Annotated in this window: 15 protein-coding genes; 7 read left to right on the top strand and 8 right to left on the bottom strand. The window is 64.1% G+C overall.

Annotation, left to right across the window (positions count from 1 at the left end; translation table 11 throughout):
• The first annotated feature begins 231 nt into the window (after nt 1-231).
• The 3 genes from AC07WT_RS32105 (at nt 232) to AC07WT_RS32095 (ending at nt 1,392) form a co-directional block, all read left to right on the top strand.
• Nucleotides 232-876, top strand: a complete 645-nt coding sequence (locus tag AC07WT_RS32105; protein ID WP_494950080.1) for a helix-turn-helix transcriptional regulator — start codon at nt 232-234, stop codon at nt 874-876.
• A 68-nt stretch (nt 877-944) separates the two neighbouring features.
• Nucleotides 945-1,139: a DUF1653 domain-containing protein gene (locus AC07WT_RS32100; protein ID WP_492590046.1), complete on the top strand. Its 195-nt coding sequence runs from the start codon at nt 945-947 to the stop codon at nt 1,137-1,139.
• Nucleotides 1,140-1,197: 58 nt separating this feature from the next.
• Entirely contained in the window at nt 1,198-1,392 is a 195-nt protein-coding gene (locus AC07WT_RS32095; RefSeq protein ID WP_494950079.1) for a YqaE/Pmp3 family membrane protein, read from the top strand.
• A gap of 72 nt (nt 1,393-1,464) precedes the next feature.
• Here AC07WT_RS32095 and AC07WT_RS32090 read toward each other — a convergent pair whose 3' ends face one another.
• Both AC07WT_RS32090 and AC07WT_RS32085 read right to left on the bottom strand, forming a co-directional pair.
• Nucleotides 1,465-1,773 (bottom strand): 2Fe-2S iron-sulfur cluster-binding protein, encoded by a 309-nt coding sequence (locus tag AC07WT_RS32090; protein WP_494950078.1) that lies wholly within the window; start codon nt 1,771-1,773, stop codon nt 1,465-1,467.
• Nucleotides 1,774-1,878: 105 nt separating this feature from the next.
• Nucleotides 1,879-3,840 (bottom strand): sigma-54-dependent Fis family transcriptional regulator, encoded by a 1,962-nt coding sequence (locus tag AC07WT_RS32085; RefSeq protein ID WP_494950077.1) that lies wholly within the window; start codon nt 3,838-3,840, stop codon nt 1,879-1,881.
• A 450-nt stretch (nt 3,841-4,290) separates the two neighbouring features.
• On the opposite strand from AC07WT_RS32085, the gene AC07WT_RS32080 reads away from it, so the two are divergent.
• Complete coding sequence (locus tag AC07WT_RS32080; RefSeq protein ID WP_494950076.1) at nt 4,291-4,581, top strand: DUF1488 family protein; 291 nt, start codon at nt 4,291-4,293, stop codon at nt 4,579-4,581.
• A gap of 303 nt (nt 4,582-4,884) precedes the next feature.
• Here AC07WT_RS32080 and AC07WT_RS32075 read toward each other — a convergent pair whose 3' ends face one another.
• From AC07WT_RS32075 to AC07WT_RS32050, 6 genes are all read right to left on the bottom strand, one after another.
• The gene (locus AC07WT_RS32075) at nt 4,885-6,186 is read right to left on the bottom strand and encodes an NCS2 family permease (RefSeq protein ID WP_492590054.1); all 1,302 of its coding nucleotides are present in this window, start codon (nt 6,184-6,186) and stop codon (nt 4,885-4,887) included.
• 177 nt (nt 6,187-6,363) lie between these two features.
• Nucleotides 6,364-6,735, bottom strand: a complete 372-nt coding sequence (locus AC07WT_RS32070; protein ID WP_494950075.1) for a hypothetical protein — start codon at nt 6,733-6,735, stop codon at nt 6,364-6,366.
• A 54-nt stretch (nt 6,736-6,789) separates the two neighbouring features.
• A complete protein-coding gene (locus AC07WT_RS32065) occupies nt 6,790-7,050 on the bottom strand; it encodes a DUF4148 domain-containing protein (RefSeq protein WP_492590058.1) in 261 nt (86 codons plus the stop codon).
• Between the two features lie 119 nt (nt 7,051-7,169).
• Complete coding sequence (locus AC07WT_RS32060) at nt 7,170-7,943, bottom strand: slipin family protein (protein ID WP_494950074.1); 774 nt, start codon at nt 7,941-7,943, stop codon at nt 7,170-7,172.
• The gene (locus tag AC07WT_RS32055) at nt 7,940-9,511 is read right to left on the bottom strand and encodes an NfeD family protein (RefSeq protein ID WP_494950073.1); all 1,572 of its coding nucleotides are present in this window, start codon (nt 9,509-9,511) and stop codon (nt 7,940-7,942) included. The genes AC07WT_RS32060 and AC07WT_RS32055 overlap by 4 nt, the downstream gene beginning before the upstream one ends.
• Before the next feature lie 84 nt (nt 9,512-9,595).
• The gene (locus AC07WT_RS32050) at nt 9,596-10,633 is read right to left on the bottom strand and encodes an AraC family transcriptional regulator (RefSeq protein WP_494950072.1); all 1,038 of its coding nucleotides are present in this window, start codon (nt 10,631-10,633) and stop codon (nt 9,596-9,598) included.
• A gap of 264 nt (nt 10,634-10,897) precedes the next feature.
• Between AC07WT_RS32050 and AC07WT_RS32045 the strand changes: the two genes are divergently transcribed.
• The 3 genes from AC07WT_RS32045 to AC07WT_RS32035 all read left to right on the top strand — a co-directional run bounded on the left by AC07WT_RS32045 (nt 10,898) and on the right by AC07WT_RS32035 (nt 15,634).
• On the top strand, nt 10,898-12,031 hold the full coding sequence (locus AC07WT_RS32045; RefSeq protein ID WP_494950071.1) for an acyl-CoA dehydrogenase: 1,134 nt from the start codon (nt 10,898-10,900) through the stop codon (nt 12,029-12,031).
• 297 nt (nt 12,032-12,328) lie between these two features.
• Nucleotides 12,329-14,020 (top strand): AMP-binding protein, encoded by a 1,692-nt coding sequence (locus tag AC07WT_RS32040; RefSeq protein WP_494950070.1) that lies wholly within the window; start codon nt 12,329-12,331, stop codon nt 14,018-14,020.
• Between the two features lie 66 nt (nt 14,021-14,086).
• Nucleotides 14,087-15,634 (top strand): CoA-acylating methylmalonate-semialdehyde dehydrogenase, encoded by a 1,548-nt coding sequence (locus AC07WT_RS32035; RefSeq protein WP_494950069.1) that lies wholly within the window; start codon nt 14,087-14,089, stop codon nt 15,632-15,634.
• Nucleotides 15,635-15,815: the final 181 nt, after the last annotated feature.

Raw genomic sequence — 15,815 nt, 5'->3', positions numbered from 1 at the left:
AACACAAGATTGTGGCCGGACGCGAACCATCGCCCGCGATAGCGCGGATCGCGGCGCTTTCGCAAATGCCGCCGCGGTCGCCGCCGCCGATCGGGGTGGCTACAATGGCGAGCTGACGTGCCGGGCCGGCCGACCTTGTCGGGCTGGCACGGCCTGCTGGTTTTATGGCGCTCCCGTATCGGCTCACCGGTGCGGAGCGCCGCCGCTTACCTCGACGACCGCGATTTCCCAATGCGCAAGACAAAAGTCTCTGCTGTGAAAGACCTGCTGCTGGACCGCTACGCACCCATCGCGGACGGCATCGCCGCGCTGTTCTATCCGTGCGCCGAAGTCGTGATTCACGACCTGCATGACCAGACCATTGCGTACCTCGTGAACAATCTGTCGAAGCTGGAAGTCGGCGGCCCCTCGGTGCTCGACGAAATCCACTTCGCGGCGCGCGGCCGGACCATCGGGCCGTACGAAAAGCTCAATTGGGACGGGCGGCGCATGCGCTGCGTGAGCAACATCCTGTTCGACGACGAAGGCAAGCCCGCCGGCATGCTGTGCGTGAACTTCAATATCGCGGTGTTCGAAGACGTGCGCTCGACGCTCGATCTGTTCATCAAAGGCGGCAATCTGACGGACGCGCCCGCGGAAGAGCTGTTTCGCGACGACTGGCAAGACCGGATCAACACGTTTTTGCACGGCTGGCTGCGCGAGCGGCAAATCGGCATCAATGCACTCACGCGCGAACACAAGCGGGAGATCGTCGAGGCATTGCACGCGCAAGGCGCGTTTCGTGGCCGCAGTTCCGCGAACTACGTAGCCGCCGTGCTGACGATGGGGCGCGCGACCGTCTACAAGATTCTGAAGCAGATGAAAGAGGGCGGCTGATTGGGGCCGGGCGCAAATGTCTATTGCAGCCAGGAAACGCTGAGGTTTTCAATTCAAGGAGGATTCGAATGGTGCGTTACCGGCACTACAAAGGCGGCATTTACGAACTGCTTTGCGAGGCTACGCTGGAGTCCGATCCGACGGTCACCATGATCGTCTACAAAGCCAGCAATGGTACGATCTGGACGCGTCCGGCTTCGGTATTTTTCGAGCTGGTCGAGCACGACGGCGGCAAGGCGCCGCGCTTTGCGCCGATCGATTGACAGGCCTGCTCACGCGAATACGCGCGTGCCGGGTCGAATGAAAAAACAGGAAATCTGAATGCGTCTATTGCTCGCCATCATTCTGCCGTGGTTTCAGTTCTTCACGATCGGCCGTCCGTTTGCCGGGATCATCTGCCTGATCTTGCAGATCACGTTGATCGGCTGGATTCCGGCCGCAATCTGGTCGGTGTACGCGCTCAGCCAGTACAACACCGACAAGAAAATCGAACGGGCGATGGGCGCCCGGCGTTAAGGCTCGCGACGGCGTTCGCCGCCGCGTTCGTGGACGCCGGTGCCGCAGGAGCGGGCCGGCGCGGCGCAGGTCTCAGCGCGGCGGCGATTCGACCGCGTCGGGCGCTTCGATCACCACATCGGTTTCCGCGATTGCCACGCACGGCAGGATATAGCCTTCCGCTTTTTCCTCCCGGCTTAGACCCGGCCATTCGATCGTGTAGCGCACACGTCCCGCGGTCATTTTGCAGAGGCACGTGCGGCAAGTTCCATTGCGGCACGAGCGCGGCAGGCGCAGGTCGGCGAAACCGGCGGCTTCGAGGATCGTCAGCGAGTCGGGCGCTTCGAAGGTCTGGCCGAGCGGTTCGACACGAACGAGATGCGGGCGGGTAGGGTCGGACATCGTGTGGAGCGGTGACGGATTGCGCCACACTTTACACGGTGCGAGCGACGCTCACCCTGCGCTCGTCATGCTCATATTCAATCCGCACGCGTCGCTGTTGTGCTTTCAGTGCGTGCTTGCGCGCCTCAGGTAGCGGTAGACCGTATTGCGCGCGAGCCCGAGTTCGCGGGCTGCCGCCGACACGTTGCCGTCGAGCCGCGCGAGCGTCTGCGCAATCAACGTGGTCTGCCAGTCCTCCATGCGGGCGGGCGTTGCAGCAGGCGCGCGGTTGCCGTTGCACGGAACCGATGCGGGCGGCTTCGAGACGCCGTCGGACGCGGCATCGATACAGTCCTGCAGGAAGTCTTCCGGCAAATCCTCGAGTTCGATCTGCTGTGCGCCTTCGGCCATGATGCTCGCGGTGCGCAGCACGTTCGCCAGTTGCCGCAGATTGCCCGGCCAGCGGCATTGCGCAAACCGCGCGAGCACGGCCTCGGACACGCGTCGTGGCAAGCGTTCGCGATCGGGCTGCAATTCCAGCATGCGTGTGACGAGCGCCGCCAGATCGGTGCGATCGCGCAGCGCCGGCAAGGTCACGACGAGTCCGTTGATCCGGTAATACAGGTCCTCGCGGAAGGTGCCGGCTTCGATCATCGCGCGCAGGTTGCGGTGGGTTGCGCAGACGATGCGCAGATCGACCGGAATCGCCCTTGTGCCGCCGAGCGGCACAACGGTGCGCTCCTGCAGCACACGCATCAGCCGCACTTGTTGCGCGAGCGGCATGTCGCCGATTTCGTCGAGAAACAGCGTGCCGCCATCGGCCTGCACGACTTTGCCGACGCTGCCGCGTTTTTTGGCGCCGGTGAACGCGCCGTCTTCGTAACCGAACAACTCCGCTTCGATCAGCGTATCCGGCAACGACGCGCAATTCAGCGCGACGAAGGGCGCGGCCCGGCGCGGCGAATCGTGATGGATCGCGCGGGCGAGCCATTCCTTGCCGGTGCCGGTTTTGCCGAGCACCAGAGTCGGGATATCGCGACCGCGCAGCTTCGCGACCCGCTGCAAGATCGCGGCGACTTGCGCGTCGCCGGTGTCGAGTGTTTCGAGCGTCGCCAGAGGTGCGGGTTCGAACGGACGGGCGCTGGATCGCGTTCCAGCCGAAGCCGCCATACGCGACGAGGCAGCGAAGCCGTCGGCCGGCGCGATGTAGCGCGGCGCCGTAAATTCGCCGCGCGCCACCACGTGCACGCCGCTTGGCAGCGTGAGTACGATGCTCTCGCCTGGCGCGCGGCTTGTCTGCTGCAACAGCGTGGCGAAGGCGAGGCCGAACAGCGCGTCGAACGGCTGCCTTTGCAGAGCGGCGAGCGGCTGGCCGAACTGAAACAGAGCACTGCGATTGGCCGACAGAAACGTGCCATCGGCTGCGAACGCCGCGAGCCCTTCGAACAGCGTGCCGATGAATTCCGCACGCGCATGAAAGTGGATGCGGATCGAGTCCGCGAATTGATTGGAGAACAGATGATTTTCGATCATCTGCGCCGACATCCGCACTAGCGCCAGCGTGTGCTTGTGAAAGCCGCGCGTGTCGCCGCTCACATCGAGTGCGCCGATGGTGCGCCCGAACGGATCTGCGATTGGCGTGCACGAGCAGGTGAGAATCCGGTTGGCGTGCAGAAAGTGTTCCTCTGCATTCACGACGGTGGGTTGCCCGTCGACCAGCGCCGTGCCGATGGCGTTCGTCCCGCGATCCGCCTCCGCCCAGGAAACGCCGGGACATAGCGCGACGCGATTGGCTTTTTCGACGAAGTCGCTATCGCCGAGACTATGCAGGATGACCCCGTGATTATCGGTAAGGAGCACCATGCTTTGGGTGTCGACGATCTGCGCGTGGAGCGTCTCCATGACCGGGAGAGCGTGGATATAGAGCGATTGGTTCCGATCGACGAGCTCACGCAGCGCCGGCTGGCGCAGCGGATGAAAATCCGGCGTTTCCGACGCGCGCAGACCGAGTTCGATCGAGCGCGCATGAGCTTGCGCGATGACATCTGGCCGACCGGTGATGGGCGGCGAGGCAGGGCGATGGATCAAGGCATGTCTCCGGTTATACGGACACGGCGGGTACGTTGCCCGCCGTTGTCGTTGCGCAGCGCAACATAAGCTGCGACGGCCGAACCCTGATATTACAGGACGAAGCGAAGACCGCGCCGCGCGGGAAAATAACGGGGTAGCCCGCTCATAAACGAATAACAAATCGGGGAAAGGCCAAAAACAGCCGGGTTACGCTCAGCAAAAACCACCCCATAAAGCCGGAAAATCAAACAAAAAAAGGAAAAACTTGCACCACGCTACAACTCGTCTAAAGTGAATCCAATCACCTCCGCGAGGCGCGAACTGCGCCATTGACGCATAGGGGTGACAAGCCCGCGCCATCGGCATCCGAAAAGGAGGGAAAGAAAGGCAAAAAGCGCGACTCCATCAGACTAGCGTGCGCAGCACCCAATCATGAATGCGCGCCACCCAACCATTAAGGTGACTCCCATGCAGATCCTATTCCCGAACGAATCCCCTGAATATTCAGGGCGCGAACTTACCTTGGCGTTCCCGGCGATGGTCGATGGAGAGAGGGTGGAGTGCATGATCACCGCCGAGGCGCTCGAGGACCATTTCGGCGCCGCATCGCCGCGCATCGAGGACATGATCGGCGCATTCGACGCGCACCGGGCCCGCATCGAGGCGGCCACGCGGCGTCTGCTGTCGGAAACGAGAGCGCAATGCCTGGTACTCCGCAGCGGCTACGTGCGTTTCTACGAAGCAAACTGGCGCAACTGAAGGAAGACGCGCCGACTGGCTGAAAAGCAGAGAAGAAAGCCGCGCTAACCTAACTAGGGCAACCAACGCAAACCCAGGGCGCGGCGCCAGCAAAACCAACCGGCAGCGGCCGTTCACGCCGCCTGCGCGGGCGTCCTCGTGTACTCACGCGCGGGAAAAAACCATCAAACCATCCGCCGCAGCGTCCGATTCGTTGATCCAGACCGAACCGGCGCTGACCGTACTATCCGGCGCCACCCGCTTCGCGCCTCGGCGCGCCGCGAGCCGCCACGCCGCGAGCTGCCACGCCGCGAGCCTTCGCGATTACTCGCTGCCAAGGTAGAAATAGCGAAACAGGAAGATCGCCGCGATGATCCACACCACCAGCTTGACTTTGCGCGCCTGCCCCGTCAGCAGTTTCAGCCCGGCGTAGGAGATAAAGCCGAACGCGACGCCATTGGCGATCGAGTAGGTGAACGGCATCAGCAGCGCGGTCAGCGCGGCCGGCACGACTTCGGTGGCGTCGTCCCACGGCAGGTCGAGCATTTCGCGCAGCATCAGGCACGACACGTACAGCAGCGCCGGCGCCGTCGCATAGCCGGGCACCACGCCCGCCAGCGGCGCGAAAAATAGCGCCGCGAGAAACAGCACAGCGACGGTGATCGCCGTCACGCCGGTGCGCCCGCCTGCCTGCACGCCCGACGCGCTTTCGATGTACGCCGTGGTCGACGAGGTGCCGAGCATCGAGCCGGCGAGAATCGCCGTGCTGTCGGCGAGCAGCGCGCGATTGAGCCGGTGCATCTTGCCTTCGACCAGCAGGCCGGCGCGGTTGGCCACGCCCATCAGCGTACCGGTCGCGTCGAACAGTTCGACGAGGAAGAACACGAGAATCACGTTCAGCACGCCTGTGGAGAGCGCGCCGCGAATGTCGAGCTGGAACAGCGTCGGCGCGATCGACGGCGGCGCGGAGACGACGCCGTGAAACTGATTGCCGCCAAAGAAAAAGCTCAGCACCGTCACCCCGACGATGCCGATCAGGATCGCGCCGCGCACCCGCAGATAGTCGAGCGTGACGATCGCGAAGAAGCCGACGATGGCGAGAATCACATGCGGGTTGTGCAGATCGCCGAGCGCGACGAGTGTGGCCGGATTGCCGACCACCACGCCGGCCGTCTTCAGCGAAATGATCGCCAGGAAGAGCCCGATGCCGCCGGTAATCGCAATGCGGATCGAACGCGGAATCCCGTTGACGATCACTTCGCGCACGCGAATCAGCGTGACGATCAGGAACAGGCACCCGGAGATGAACACCGCGCCGAGCGCGGCCTGCCAGGTGAAGCCCATGCCCTTGACCACCGTGTACGCGAAGTACGCGTTCAGGCCCATGCCGGGCGCGAGCGCGATCGGATAGTTCGCGTAGAAGCCCATGATCAGCGAGGCCAGCGCGGCCACGATGCAGGTCGCGACGAACACCGCGTCTTTCGGCATGCCGGCGTCGCCGAGAATCGCCGGGTTGACGAAGATGATGTAGGCCATCGTCAGAAAGGTGGTCAGTCCGGCGAGCACTTCAGTGCGTACGTTGGTGCCGGCGGCGTCGAGGCCGAAGTAGCGATTTATCGAGTCCATGAGGCGCGTCTCTCGTCGTTTCAAAAGTGATTCTTGTTGGGGCGTGCGATGTATAGCGGATCAACCGCGGATGGGCGTGCCGGCGTGCCGTCCGAAGCGGCGCTGAAGTCCGGCCGCCCGTGCGGCGCGCCGCGCGAAACAGCCTCTCCTTGATCACGACCGGACAGGTGTCGGCGTCTACCCGGATTGGCATCGTTCGGATTCCGGCTGCGGGGATGAAAGGGGCGAGATGATACCTTGCCAGCGCGTCGGGCGGAGCGGCAAGCGAATTGACGATGTTCGGGCGCGACGCGGCCGGCTTTCAAACGAGCGGCGAAAGATGAAGCCAGATGGAACGGTTGCGCGGCGTTGCGGGTGAAACGGATTCAGGCAGGGAGGTGGTAGGGAGGCGGCAAAGAAAGCGGCAAGGAAAGCGGCAAAGAAAGCGGCAAGGAAAGCGGCAAAGAAAGCGGCAAGGAAAGCGGCAAAGAAAGCGGCAAAGAAAGCGGCAAGGAAAACCGCAAGGAAAACCGCAAAAGGAAAACTCATGCGCGCGGCATGCGAGGCCATGGCCCGCGGTCATTGCAATCGCGGGCGGCTCGGCATGCCGCGGTCAAGCTTCATTTACTGCGTCACGCTCCCGCCTGATTCCTGCGCCCGCCGCGCGGCGACGATGCGGCCCGCGCGTTGCGCGTTGTCCGGGTAGTTGATCCAGTCGAGCGGATCGTAGCCGGCGGCGCGCCATGCGGCCAGATCGGCTTTCACTTCGGCACGTGTTTTCGGCGCCGACGGATCGTAAGGCCGCGCCGATGTCTGCGCGAACGCAGTGCTCATACAAACGGCGGCTAGCAGCGCGCCGAGTCCAACTCGAGAAACGATTTTCATGACTGGCTCCCGTGGAGCGGTTATCTGCGACCCACGTATTCTAGTTTTCGCCTGCCTTTCGAGTAAGGCGATGAAAAGCAATGCACCGTTTCATCCAGTGATCCAAAGCGACCCGCGGCTCAGGACTGCGACGGCTTGCCGAGGCGATCCAGCACCGCGCCCAGCAGATCGACCGGCAACGGAAACACGATGGTCGAGTTCTTGTCGGCGGCAATCGTCGTGAGGGTTTGCAGATAGCGCAACTGCATCGCCTGCGGCTGCCTCGAGAGGGTCTGCGCCGCTTCCAGCAGATGCTGCGAGGCCTGCAATTCGCCTTCCGCGTGAATCACCTTGGCGCGCCGTTCGCGCTCGGCCTCGGCCTGGCGCGCAATCGCGCGAATCATGGTTTCGTTGATGTCCACGTGCTTGATCTCGACGATCGACACCTTGATGCCCCACGCGTCGGTCTGGGTGTCGAGCACTTTCTGGATGTCGGCGTTCAGCTGCTCGCGCTCGGCCAGCAGTTCGTCGAGTTCGTGCTTGCCGAGCACCGCGCGCAGCGTGGTCTGCGACAACTGGCTGGTCGCTTCGAAGTAGCGCGCCACCTGGATCACTGCTTTCTCCGGATCGACGACGCGGAAATACACCACCGCGTTGACCTTCACCGAGACGTTGTCGCGCGTGATCACGTCTTGCGGCGGCACATCGAATACGACGGTGCGCAGATCTATCCGCACCACCTGTTGCACGATCGGGATGATCAGCACGAGCCCCGGCCCCTTGACCTTCCAGAAGCGCCCGAGCATGAAGACGACGCCGCGTTCGTATTCCCTGAAAATCCGTATCGCCGAAGCGAGCAGGATGATCACCAGCAGAATCAGTATGCTGCTGAAGCCGAATGTGAAACCGATCATGAGTGTTCTCCTTGTTGTATTGCTTCCGCGGGCTCCACGGTCAGCGTCAGTCCGTGCCGCGCAATGACGCGTACCGCATGACCCGCCGCGAGCGGCGCCGAGCTGGACACCCGCCAGCGTTCGCCGTGCACACGCGCCCAGCCGGCCGCCGTGCCGCCGTCCGGCAGCAAGCCGCCGTCGAGCACGATGCCGAGACTGCCGACAATCGCTTCCGAGCCGGTCACCACGGGCCGGCGTCGCGCGCGCAACGCGACGCTCGACACCGCGAACACGAAGGCGACGCTGAACACCACGACGGCGGCGATCATCGGCAGCGGAATGCCGTAGCCGGGCACATCGGTATCGATCAGCATCATCGCGCCGATCACGAACGCAACCACGCCGCCGAAGCCCAGCGAGCCGAAGGTCGGCAAAAACGCTTCGGCGATCAGGAACGCGATGCCGAGAAAGATCAGGCTCAAGCCGACATAGTTGACCGGCAGCATTTGCATCGCGAAGAGCCCGATCAGCAGGCTGATCGCGCCGACCACGCCGGGCAGCACAAAGCCCGGGTTGGCGAATTCGAAGAACAGGCCGTACATGCCCAACATCAACAGAATCAGCGCGACGTTCGGATCGGTGATGACCGCGAGGAAGTGGCTGCGCCAGTCGGCTTCGAGCGTGACGACCGGCGCGCCGGCGGTGCTGAGTTTGACGTTGCCGCGGATGGTGTTGATCGTGCGGCCGTCGACCTGGCGCAGCAGATCGGGCACGTCGCGCGCAATCAGATCGACGACGTGCTGCGCGAGCGCATCGCTCGCCGACAGGCTGACGGCTTCGCGCACCGCGCGTTCGGCCCAGTCCGTATTGCGCCCGCGCATTTGCGCGAGGCCGCGGATGTAGGCGGCGGCGTCGTGGACCTGCTTGCGCATTTCGGTCGATTGGGTGTCGAGCGGCAGCGCGCCGCTTGCGGCGCTGGCGGAACTGGCTGCATTGGCCGAGCTGGCCGCACTGGTTGAGGCCGGCGTCGCGGGCGCGGTTCTGGGTGTGCCGGGCATTCCGGGTGTTCCCGGTGCCCCGCCCGGCGGCTCCGCACCGCCGATGCCCAACTGCACGGGCGTTGCCGCGCCGAGATTAGTGCCCGGCGCCATTGCCGCGATGTGGCTGGCGTACACGATGTAGGTGCCGGCGCTCGCCGCCCGCGCGCCGCTCGGGCTGATGAAGGTCGCGACCGGCACCGGCGAGCCGAGAATGGCCTTGATGATCTGCCGCATCGACGTATCCAGCCCGCCTGGCGTGTCGAGTTGCAGCACGGCAAGTTGGGCGCGTTCGTCGGCTGCCCGTTGCAGGCCGCGCACGATGAAATCGGCGCTGGCCGGACCGATCGCGCCGCTTACCGGAATCACGACGATTTCATTGGGCGCTGCGGCGGCCTGAAGCGGCGGGTGGGCGACGGGGAGCGTGGCTGCAAACGCCAACAGTACGCCGAGCGCGGTGATGCCGCGCACCAACCGGCCCACGATTGCGCCACGGATAAGCGGACGATGTGGACCGGACTGCCGGAACGGGAGACGCTGATACGTGCTCATCGCTGACGGCCGTCACGCCGCGTCGACGGGTATCGACCGGCGCGGGCCGGAACCCCAAAAAAAGGCTGGCCTGCTTCTTACAGCTTAGTCCGATTCCGCGCGGCGCGTGAAGTCCGTGCGCGCCGGCCGGTAATCAGTCGGCCGCATGCCGGTCCACTTGCGAAACGCGCGATGAAACGCGCTCGGTTCGGCAAAACCGACCGCGGCGGCGATGTCGGCGATGGTGCGGCCGGTGCCCTGCAATTCGCCGATTGCGATGTCGCGCCGCAAGTCGTCCTTGATCGACTGATACGTGTAGCCCTCCTGTTTCAGACGCCGCCGCATGGTGGCCTCGGCGACGTGCAGGCGCTGCGCCATCTGATCGGCGGCGGGCCAGCCGGCCATCGGCAGCGCGCGCAGCATCTTGCGTACCCGCGCGGCGAGCGAACCCGGATTGCGATACTTGACGATGAAGCTGCCGGGCGCGTCGCGCAGGAACGGCTTCACCGACGTCGCCGTCTGGATCACCGGCAACTCGAGAAACGCCGGCGCCAGGTCCACATAGGATTCGGGCTGATCGAACGTCATGTCGTCGCAGAACATCAGGCGGTATTCATGCGCGGCGGGCGGCGCCGCGCAGCGAAAGCGCGCTTCGAGCAGCGGAATGCGCCGCCCGACCAGCCAGCACAACAGGCCGTACACGAGGATGAAGTAGGTCGCGTAGGCGAACATCCTGGGCGGCGGCGCGCCTTCGCGTTCGACGAATCTGAGCCGCACGCGCTGCGCGTTCGTCTCGATCCGCGCGCCGAGGTCGTCCAGCACCAGCCGCATGAAGCCGAGCGCGCGCGCGAGCGCCTGCGCGCCGTTACGCGCGGTCAGCGCCGTCTGCGTCATCGCGATGAAGCTGCCGCTTTTCATCGGATGCGAGTCCTGGCCGAAGAATTCGTCGTCGAGCGCGCGGGCGATGCCGGCCCACAGCGCGCCGTACTGCGCCGACGACACCCGGCTTTTCGGCGACGCCAGCATCGGCGGCGCGATGCCGGCGGCTTCGGCGAGCGGCAGCGCATCCAGACCGCGGGCGCGCGCCAGCGCTAGAGTTTCCTCGACCAGGCTGACGGAAATCGTGCCCTTATCGTTTCTCATGAGTGTCCGGCGTGTCTGGCATGTCTGGTGCATCTGGCGCATCTGGCAATTACGCTCAGTGTTTTCCCTGTGGCGATTCGCCAAGCCCTTGAAGATGCGGCCCGAATCGGGTTTGCATAGTAGCAGTATGGCAAATGCGCTCAGCCAGAATGATCGGGCTGAGCATCGAACCTGTCCAGCCGCTTGCCTACACTTGCCTCAACTGTTCGCGAGCCGGATGCCACGCCGGGGGCGTGAGCAGACGCAAAAGACAGGATCGAGCCCATGGACAATTTCTACACCGACGAACAACGCATGATCCGCGACGCCGCGCGCGACTTCGCCTCCGAGCGCCTCGCACCGAACGCGGCGCAGTGGGACCGCGACGCGAAGCTGCCCGCGGAGGTCGTCGCGCAGATGGGCGAACTCGGTTTTCTCGGCATGATCGTGCCGTCCGAATGGGGCGGCTCCTATACCGGCTACGTGGCCTATGCACTCGCACTCGAAGAGATCGCCGCCGGCTGTGCCGCGTGCGCGACGCTGATGAGCGTGCACAACTCGGTCGGCTGCGGGCCGATTCTGAACTTCGGCACGGATGCGCAGAAAGACCGCTATCTGCACGACCTCGCCACCGGCCGGCGCATCGGCGCGTTCTGTCTGACCGAGCCGCAAGCCGGCTCGGAGGCGAACAATCTGCGCACCCGCGCCGTGCTGCGCGACGGCAAGTGGATTCTCAACGGCAGCAAGCAGTTCGTGACCAACGGCGCGCGCGCCGACCTTGCGATCGTGTTCGCCGTCACCGATCCGGATCGCGGCAAGCGCGGCTTGTCGGCCTTTATCGTGCCGACCGATACGCCGGGCTTCAAGGTCGGCAAGCCGGAACACAAGCTCGGCATTCGCGCGTCCGACACCTGCCCGATTTCGCTCGACGACTGCGCCGTGCCCGAAGCCAATCTGCTCGGCGAACCGGGCGAGGGCTTGCGCATCGCGCTGTCGAATCTCGAAGGCGGGCGCATCGGCATCGCCGCGCAGGCGGTCGGCATCGCGCGGGCCGCGTTCGATGCCGCGCGCCTCTACGCGAACGAACGCATCCAGTTCGGCAAGGCGCTGAAGGATCATCAGACCATCGCCAACATGCTCGCCGATATGGCGACGCGTCTGAACGCCGCGCGGCTGCTCGTGCATCACGCGGCGCGGCTGCGCACGGAAGGTAAGCCATGCTTGTCGGAGGCGTCGCAGGCGAAGCTGTTCGCGTCGGAACTGGCCGAGGAGATCTGCTCGAACGCGATCCAGATTCACGGCGGCTACGGCTATCTCGAGGACTATGCGGTGGAGCGCCATTACCGCGACGCTCGCATCACGCAGATTTACGAAGGAACCAGCGAAGTCCAGCGGATGGTGATCGCGCGCCACGTTTGAAGGAAAACACGGGCCATTTGAGCGCAAAATAAGCGGCCCGATAACACAAAAGCGGTGCGCACACCGCGCCACCAGCATGGGATCGGAGTAAGGGCTTTGCATGGGACCGGAGTAAGTGCTGAAGCACTAACTCCGGCCGACAGCTGAAGCGCTAACTCCGATCGACAGCGTTGCATGGGATCGGAGCGCGCTGCGTGGGACCGGAGTAAGTGCTGAAGCACTAACTCCGATCGACAGCGTTGCATGGGATCTGAGTAAGCGCTGAAGCGCTAACTCAGATCGACACAGGAGACGACGATGACTGCAGCGAAGAGCTTTTTCGACGCGCGTGACCTGTTGTTGCGCCATCGAACCGACTATGACCGTGCGTACCGCGAATTCGCGTGGCCGGTGCTGGACGAGTTCAACTGGGCGCTCGACTATTTCGACGTGGTCGCGCGAAACAACGACAATCCGGCGCTGTGGATCGTCGACGATCCGGCGAGCGAGGGCCTGCGGTTGTCATACGCGCAGATGTCGGAGCGCTCGGCGCGCATGGCGAACTTCCTGCGCGGTGTGGGCGTGGGGCGGGGCGACCGCCTGCTGCTGATGCTGCCGAACCGCGTCGAACTATGGGACGTGATGCTCGCGGCCATGAAGCTCGGCGCGATCGTGTTGCCCGCCACCACCCAGCTTTCCGCCGACGATGTGCGCGACCGCGTGCAGATCGGCGGCGCGAAATTCGTCGTGGTCGATAGCGCGGAGCTGGCCAAGTTCGATGCGCTCGATGTACCGCTCACACGTCTTTCGGTGGGCGCGCCGCGCGCCGGCTGGATCGACCTGGCCGCCGCCTATGACGCATCGCCGCAATTCACGCCCGAAGGCGTCACACGCGCCACCGATCCGCTGCTGCTGTACTTCACCTCGGGCACGACTTCCAAGCCGAAACTGGTCGAGCACACGCACCAGAGTTATCCGGTCGGCCATCTGTCGACGATGTACTGGGTCGGCCTGCAACCGAACGACATCCATTGGAATATCAGCTCGCCGGGCTGGGCCAAGCACGCGTGGAGCTGCTTTTTCGCGCCGTGGAATGCGCAAGCCTGCGTGTTCGTGTTCAACTTCCCGCGCTTCGTGCCGAAAGATACGCTCGACGTGCTGGTGCGCTTCAACGTCACCACGCTCTGCGCGCCGCCGACCGTCTGGCGCATGCTGGTGCAGGAGCATCTCGCCGACTATCCGGTGAAGCTGCGCGAGATCGTCGGCGCGGGCGAGCCTTTGAATCCCGAGATCATCGAGCGGGTGAAGCACGCGTGGGGCATCACGATCCGCGACGGTTTCGGCCAGACCGAAACCACCTGCCAGATCGGCAATTCGCCGGGGCAGCCGGTGGTGCCGGGTTCGATGGGGCGCCCGCTGCCGGGCTACAGGATCGAACTGCTCGATGCCGACGACCAGCCCGTCACCGAAGGCGAAATCGCGCTGTCTTTGACCGCCCGCCCGCTCGGCCTGATGACCGGCTACGCGAACAACGCCAACGCGACCGCGCAGGCGATGCGCAACGGTTTCTACCGCACGTCGGACGTCGCGCTGCGCCGCGACGACGGCTACTACGTCTACGTCGGCCGCGCCGACGACGTCTTCAAATCGTCCGATTACCGGTTGAGCCCGTTCGAACTCGAAAGCGTGCTGATCGAACACGAAGCGATCGGTGAAGCGGCCGTGGTGCCGAGCGCGGATGCGCTGCGTTTGTCGGTGCCCAAGGCGTTCGTGACCGTGCGGCAAGGCTACGAGGCCGGTCCGGAACTGGCGCGCGCCGTGTTCGCGTTTTCGCGCGAAAAACTCGCACCGTATAAGCGGATTCGCCGCCTGCAATTCAGCGAGCTGCCGAAAACCATCTCCGGAAAGATCCGCCGCGTCGAATTGCGGCGCCGCGAAATGGAACGCGAGGCCGAGCCCGCGCGCCTGCCGGGTGAGTACTGGGAAGAGGATTTCCCGGACCTGCGTTGATTGTTCCATTTCGAATTTTTCAGTCACTGTCCGGCCGCCGCGCGGCCACTGCACAGGAGTTTCAGCATGAGCGCAACTGCTTCGAACCACGCCGGGAATCAAGGCAATCAGAGCAATCAGACCGCGACCGTCAAACTGCTGATCAACGGCGAGTTCGTCGAATCGAAGACCAGCGAGTGGCGCGACATTGTGAATCCGGCCACGCAAGAGGTGCTCGCCCGCGTGCCGTTCGCCACCGCCGATGAAGTCAACGAAGCAATCCGCTGCGCGCACGCCGCGTTCAACACGTGGAAAAACACGCCGGTCGGCGCGCGCATGCGCATCATGCTGAAGTACCAGGCGCTGGTTCGCGAGCATTTGCCGCGCATCGCGAAGACCCTGAGCGCCGAGCAGGGCAAGACGATTCCCGATGCCGAAGGCGATATCTTCCGCGGTCTCGAAGTGGTCGAGCATGCGTGCTCGATCGGTACTTTGCAGCAAGGTGAATTCGCGGAGAACGTGGCGGGCAGTGTGGATACTTACACGCTGCGTCAGCCGATCGGTGTGTGCGCCGGCATCACGCCGTTCAACTTCCCGGCGATGATTCCGCTGTGGATGTTCCCGATGGCGATCGTGTGCGGCAATACGTTCGTGCTGAAGCCTTCCGAGCAGGACCCGATGTCGACGATGCAACTGGTCGAACTGGCGCTTGAAGCCGGCGTGCCGAAGGGCGTGCTGAATGTCGTGCACGGAGGCAAGGACGTGGTCGACGCGCTCTGCACGCACGATCTGGTGAAAGCGATTTCCTTCGTTGGCTCGACGGCGGTCGGCACGCACGTTTATCGCCTCGGCAGCGAACACGGCAAGCGCGTGCAGTCGATGATGGGCGCGAAGAATCATGCCGTTGTCTTGCCCGATGCGAACCGCGAGCAGACCTTGAACGCGCTCGCCGGGGCGGGTTTCGGCGCGGCGGGCCAGCGCTGTATGGCGACTTCGGTGGTGGTGCTGGTCGGTGCCGCACAGCAATGGTTGCCCGACTTGGTCGCGAAGGCGAAGACGCTGAAGGTCAACGCGGGTAACGAACCGAATACGGACGTCGGCCCGGTGGGCTCACGCGCGGCGAAGCAACGCATTCTCGGCCTGATCGAAGCGGGCGTGAAAGAGGGCGCCACGCTCGCGCTCGACGGCCGCGACGTGAAGGTGCCGGGCTACGAGCAAGGCAACTTCATCGGCCCGACGGTCTTCACCGATGTCACCCCCGAGATGGAAATCTACCGCACCGAAATCTTCGGCCCGGTGCTGCTGATTCTGAACGTCGCCACGCTCGACGAGGCGATCGAACTCGTCAACCGCAATCCGTTCGGCAACGGCGTGGGCCTCTTCACGCAAAGCGGCGCGGCGGCGCGCAAATTCCAGAGCGAGATCGACATCGGCCAGGTGGGCATCAACATTCCGATTCCGGTGCCCGTGCCGTTCTTCAGCTTTACCGGCTCGCGCGGCTCGAAGCTCGGCGACCTTGGGCCGTACGGCAAACAGGTCGTGCAGTTCTATACGCAGACCAAGACCGTCACCGCCCGCTGGTTCGACGACGACACCGTCAACGACGGCGTCAACACGACCATCAGCCTGCGCTAAGACCTCGGGTTCATTGCTTTGCATGGGATGGGAGTAAGCGCTGAAGCGTCAACTCCCATCGAGCTTTGCATGGGATGGGAGTAAGCGCTGAAGCGCCAACTCCCATCGAGCTTTGCATGGGATGGGAGTAAGCGCTAAAGCGCCAACTCCCATCGAGCTTTGCATGGGATGGGAGTAAGCG

This window comes from Paraburkholderia sp. GW821-FHT02A12, from assembly GCF_059422005.1.
Note: the sequence above shows the minus strand (reverse complement) of the source record. Positions and strands in the feature narration are given on the sequence as shown.

What these genes read in the sequence shown, in the direction of transcription:
- AC07WT_RS32105 (WP_494950080.1), top strand. Translation starts at nt 232, where the DNA reads ATGCGCAAGACAAAAGTCTCTGCTGTGAAAGACCTGCTGCTGGACCGC.
- AC07WT_RS32100 (WP_492590046.1), top strand. Translation starts at nt 945, where the DNA reads ATGGTGCGTTACCGGCACTACAAAGGCGGCATTTACGAACTGCTTTGC.
- AC07WT_RS32095 (WP_494950079.1), top strand. Translation starts at nt 1,198, where the DNA reads ATGCGTCTATTGCTCGCCATCATTCTGCCGTGGTTTCAGTTCTTCACG.
- AC07WT_RS32090 (WP_494950078.1), bottom strand. Translation starts at nt 1,773, where the DNA reads ATGTCCGACCCTACCCGCCCGCATCTCGTTCGTGTCGAACCGCTCGGC.
- AC07WT_RS32080 (WP_494950076.1), top strand. Translation starts at nt 4,291, where the DNA reads ATGCAGATCCTATTCCCGAACGAATCCCCTGAATATTCAGGGCGCGAA.
- AC07WT_RS32075 (WP_492590054.1), bottom strand. Translation starts at nt 6,186, where the DNA reads ATGGACTCGATAAATCGCTACTTCGGCCTCGACGCCGCCGGCACCAAC.
- AC07WT_RS32070 (WP_494950075.1), bottom strand. Translation starts at nt 6,735, where the DNA reads ATGGCCTCGCATGCCGCGCGCATGAGTTTTCCTTTTGCGGTTTTCCTT.
- AC07WT_RS32065 (WP_492590058.1), bottom strand. Translation starts at nt 7,050, where the DNA reads ATGAAAATCGTTTCTCGAGTTGGACTCGGCGCGCTGCTAGCCGCCGTT.
- AC07WT_RS32060 (WP_494950074.1), bottom strand. Translation starts at nt 7,943, where the DNA reads ATGATCGGTTTCACATTCGGCTTCAGCAGCATACTGATTCTGCTGGTG.
- AC07WT_RS32055 (WP_494950073.1), bottom strand. Translation starts at nt 9,511, where the DNA reads ATGAGCACGTATCAGCGTCTCCCGTTCCGGCAGTCCGGTCCACATCGT.
- AC07WT_RS32050 (WP_494950072.1), bottom strand. Translation starts at nt 10,633, where the DNA reads ATGAGAAACGATAAGGGCACGATTTCCGTCAGCCTGGTCGAGGAAACT.
- AC07WT_RS32045 (WP_494950071.1), top strand. Translation starts at nt 10,898, where the DNA reads ATGGACAATTTCTACACCGACGAACAACGCATGATCCGCGACGCCGCG.
- AC07WT_RS32040 (WP_494950070.1), top strand. Translation starts at nt 12,329, where the DNA reads ATGACTGCAGCGAAGAGCTTTTTCGACGCGCGTGACCTGTTGTTGCGC.
- AC07WT_RS32035 (WP_494950069.1), top strand. Translation starts at nt 14,087, where the DNA reads ATGAGCGCAACTGCTTCGAACCACGCCGGGAATCAAGGCAATCAGAGC.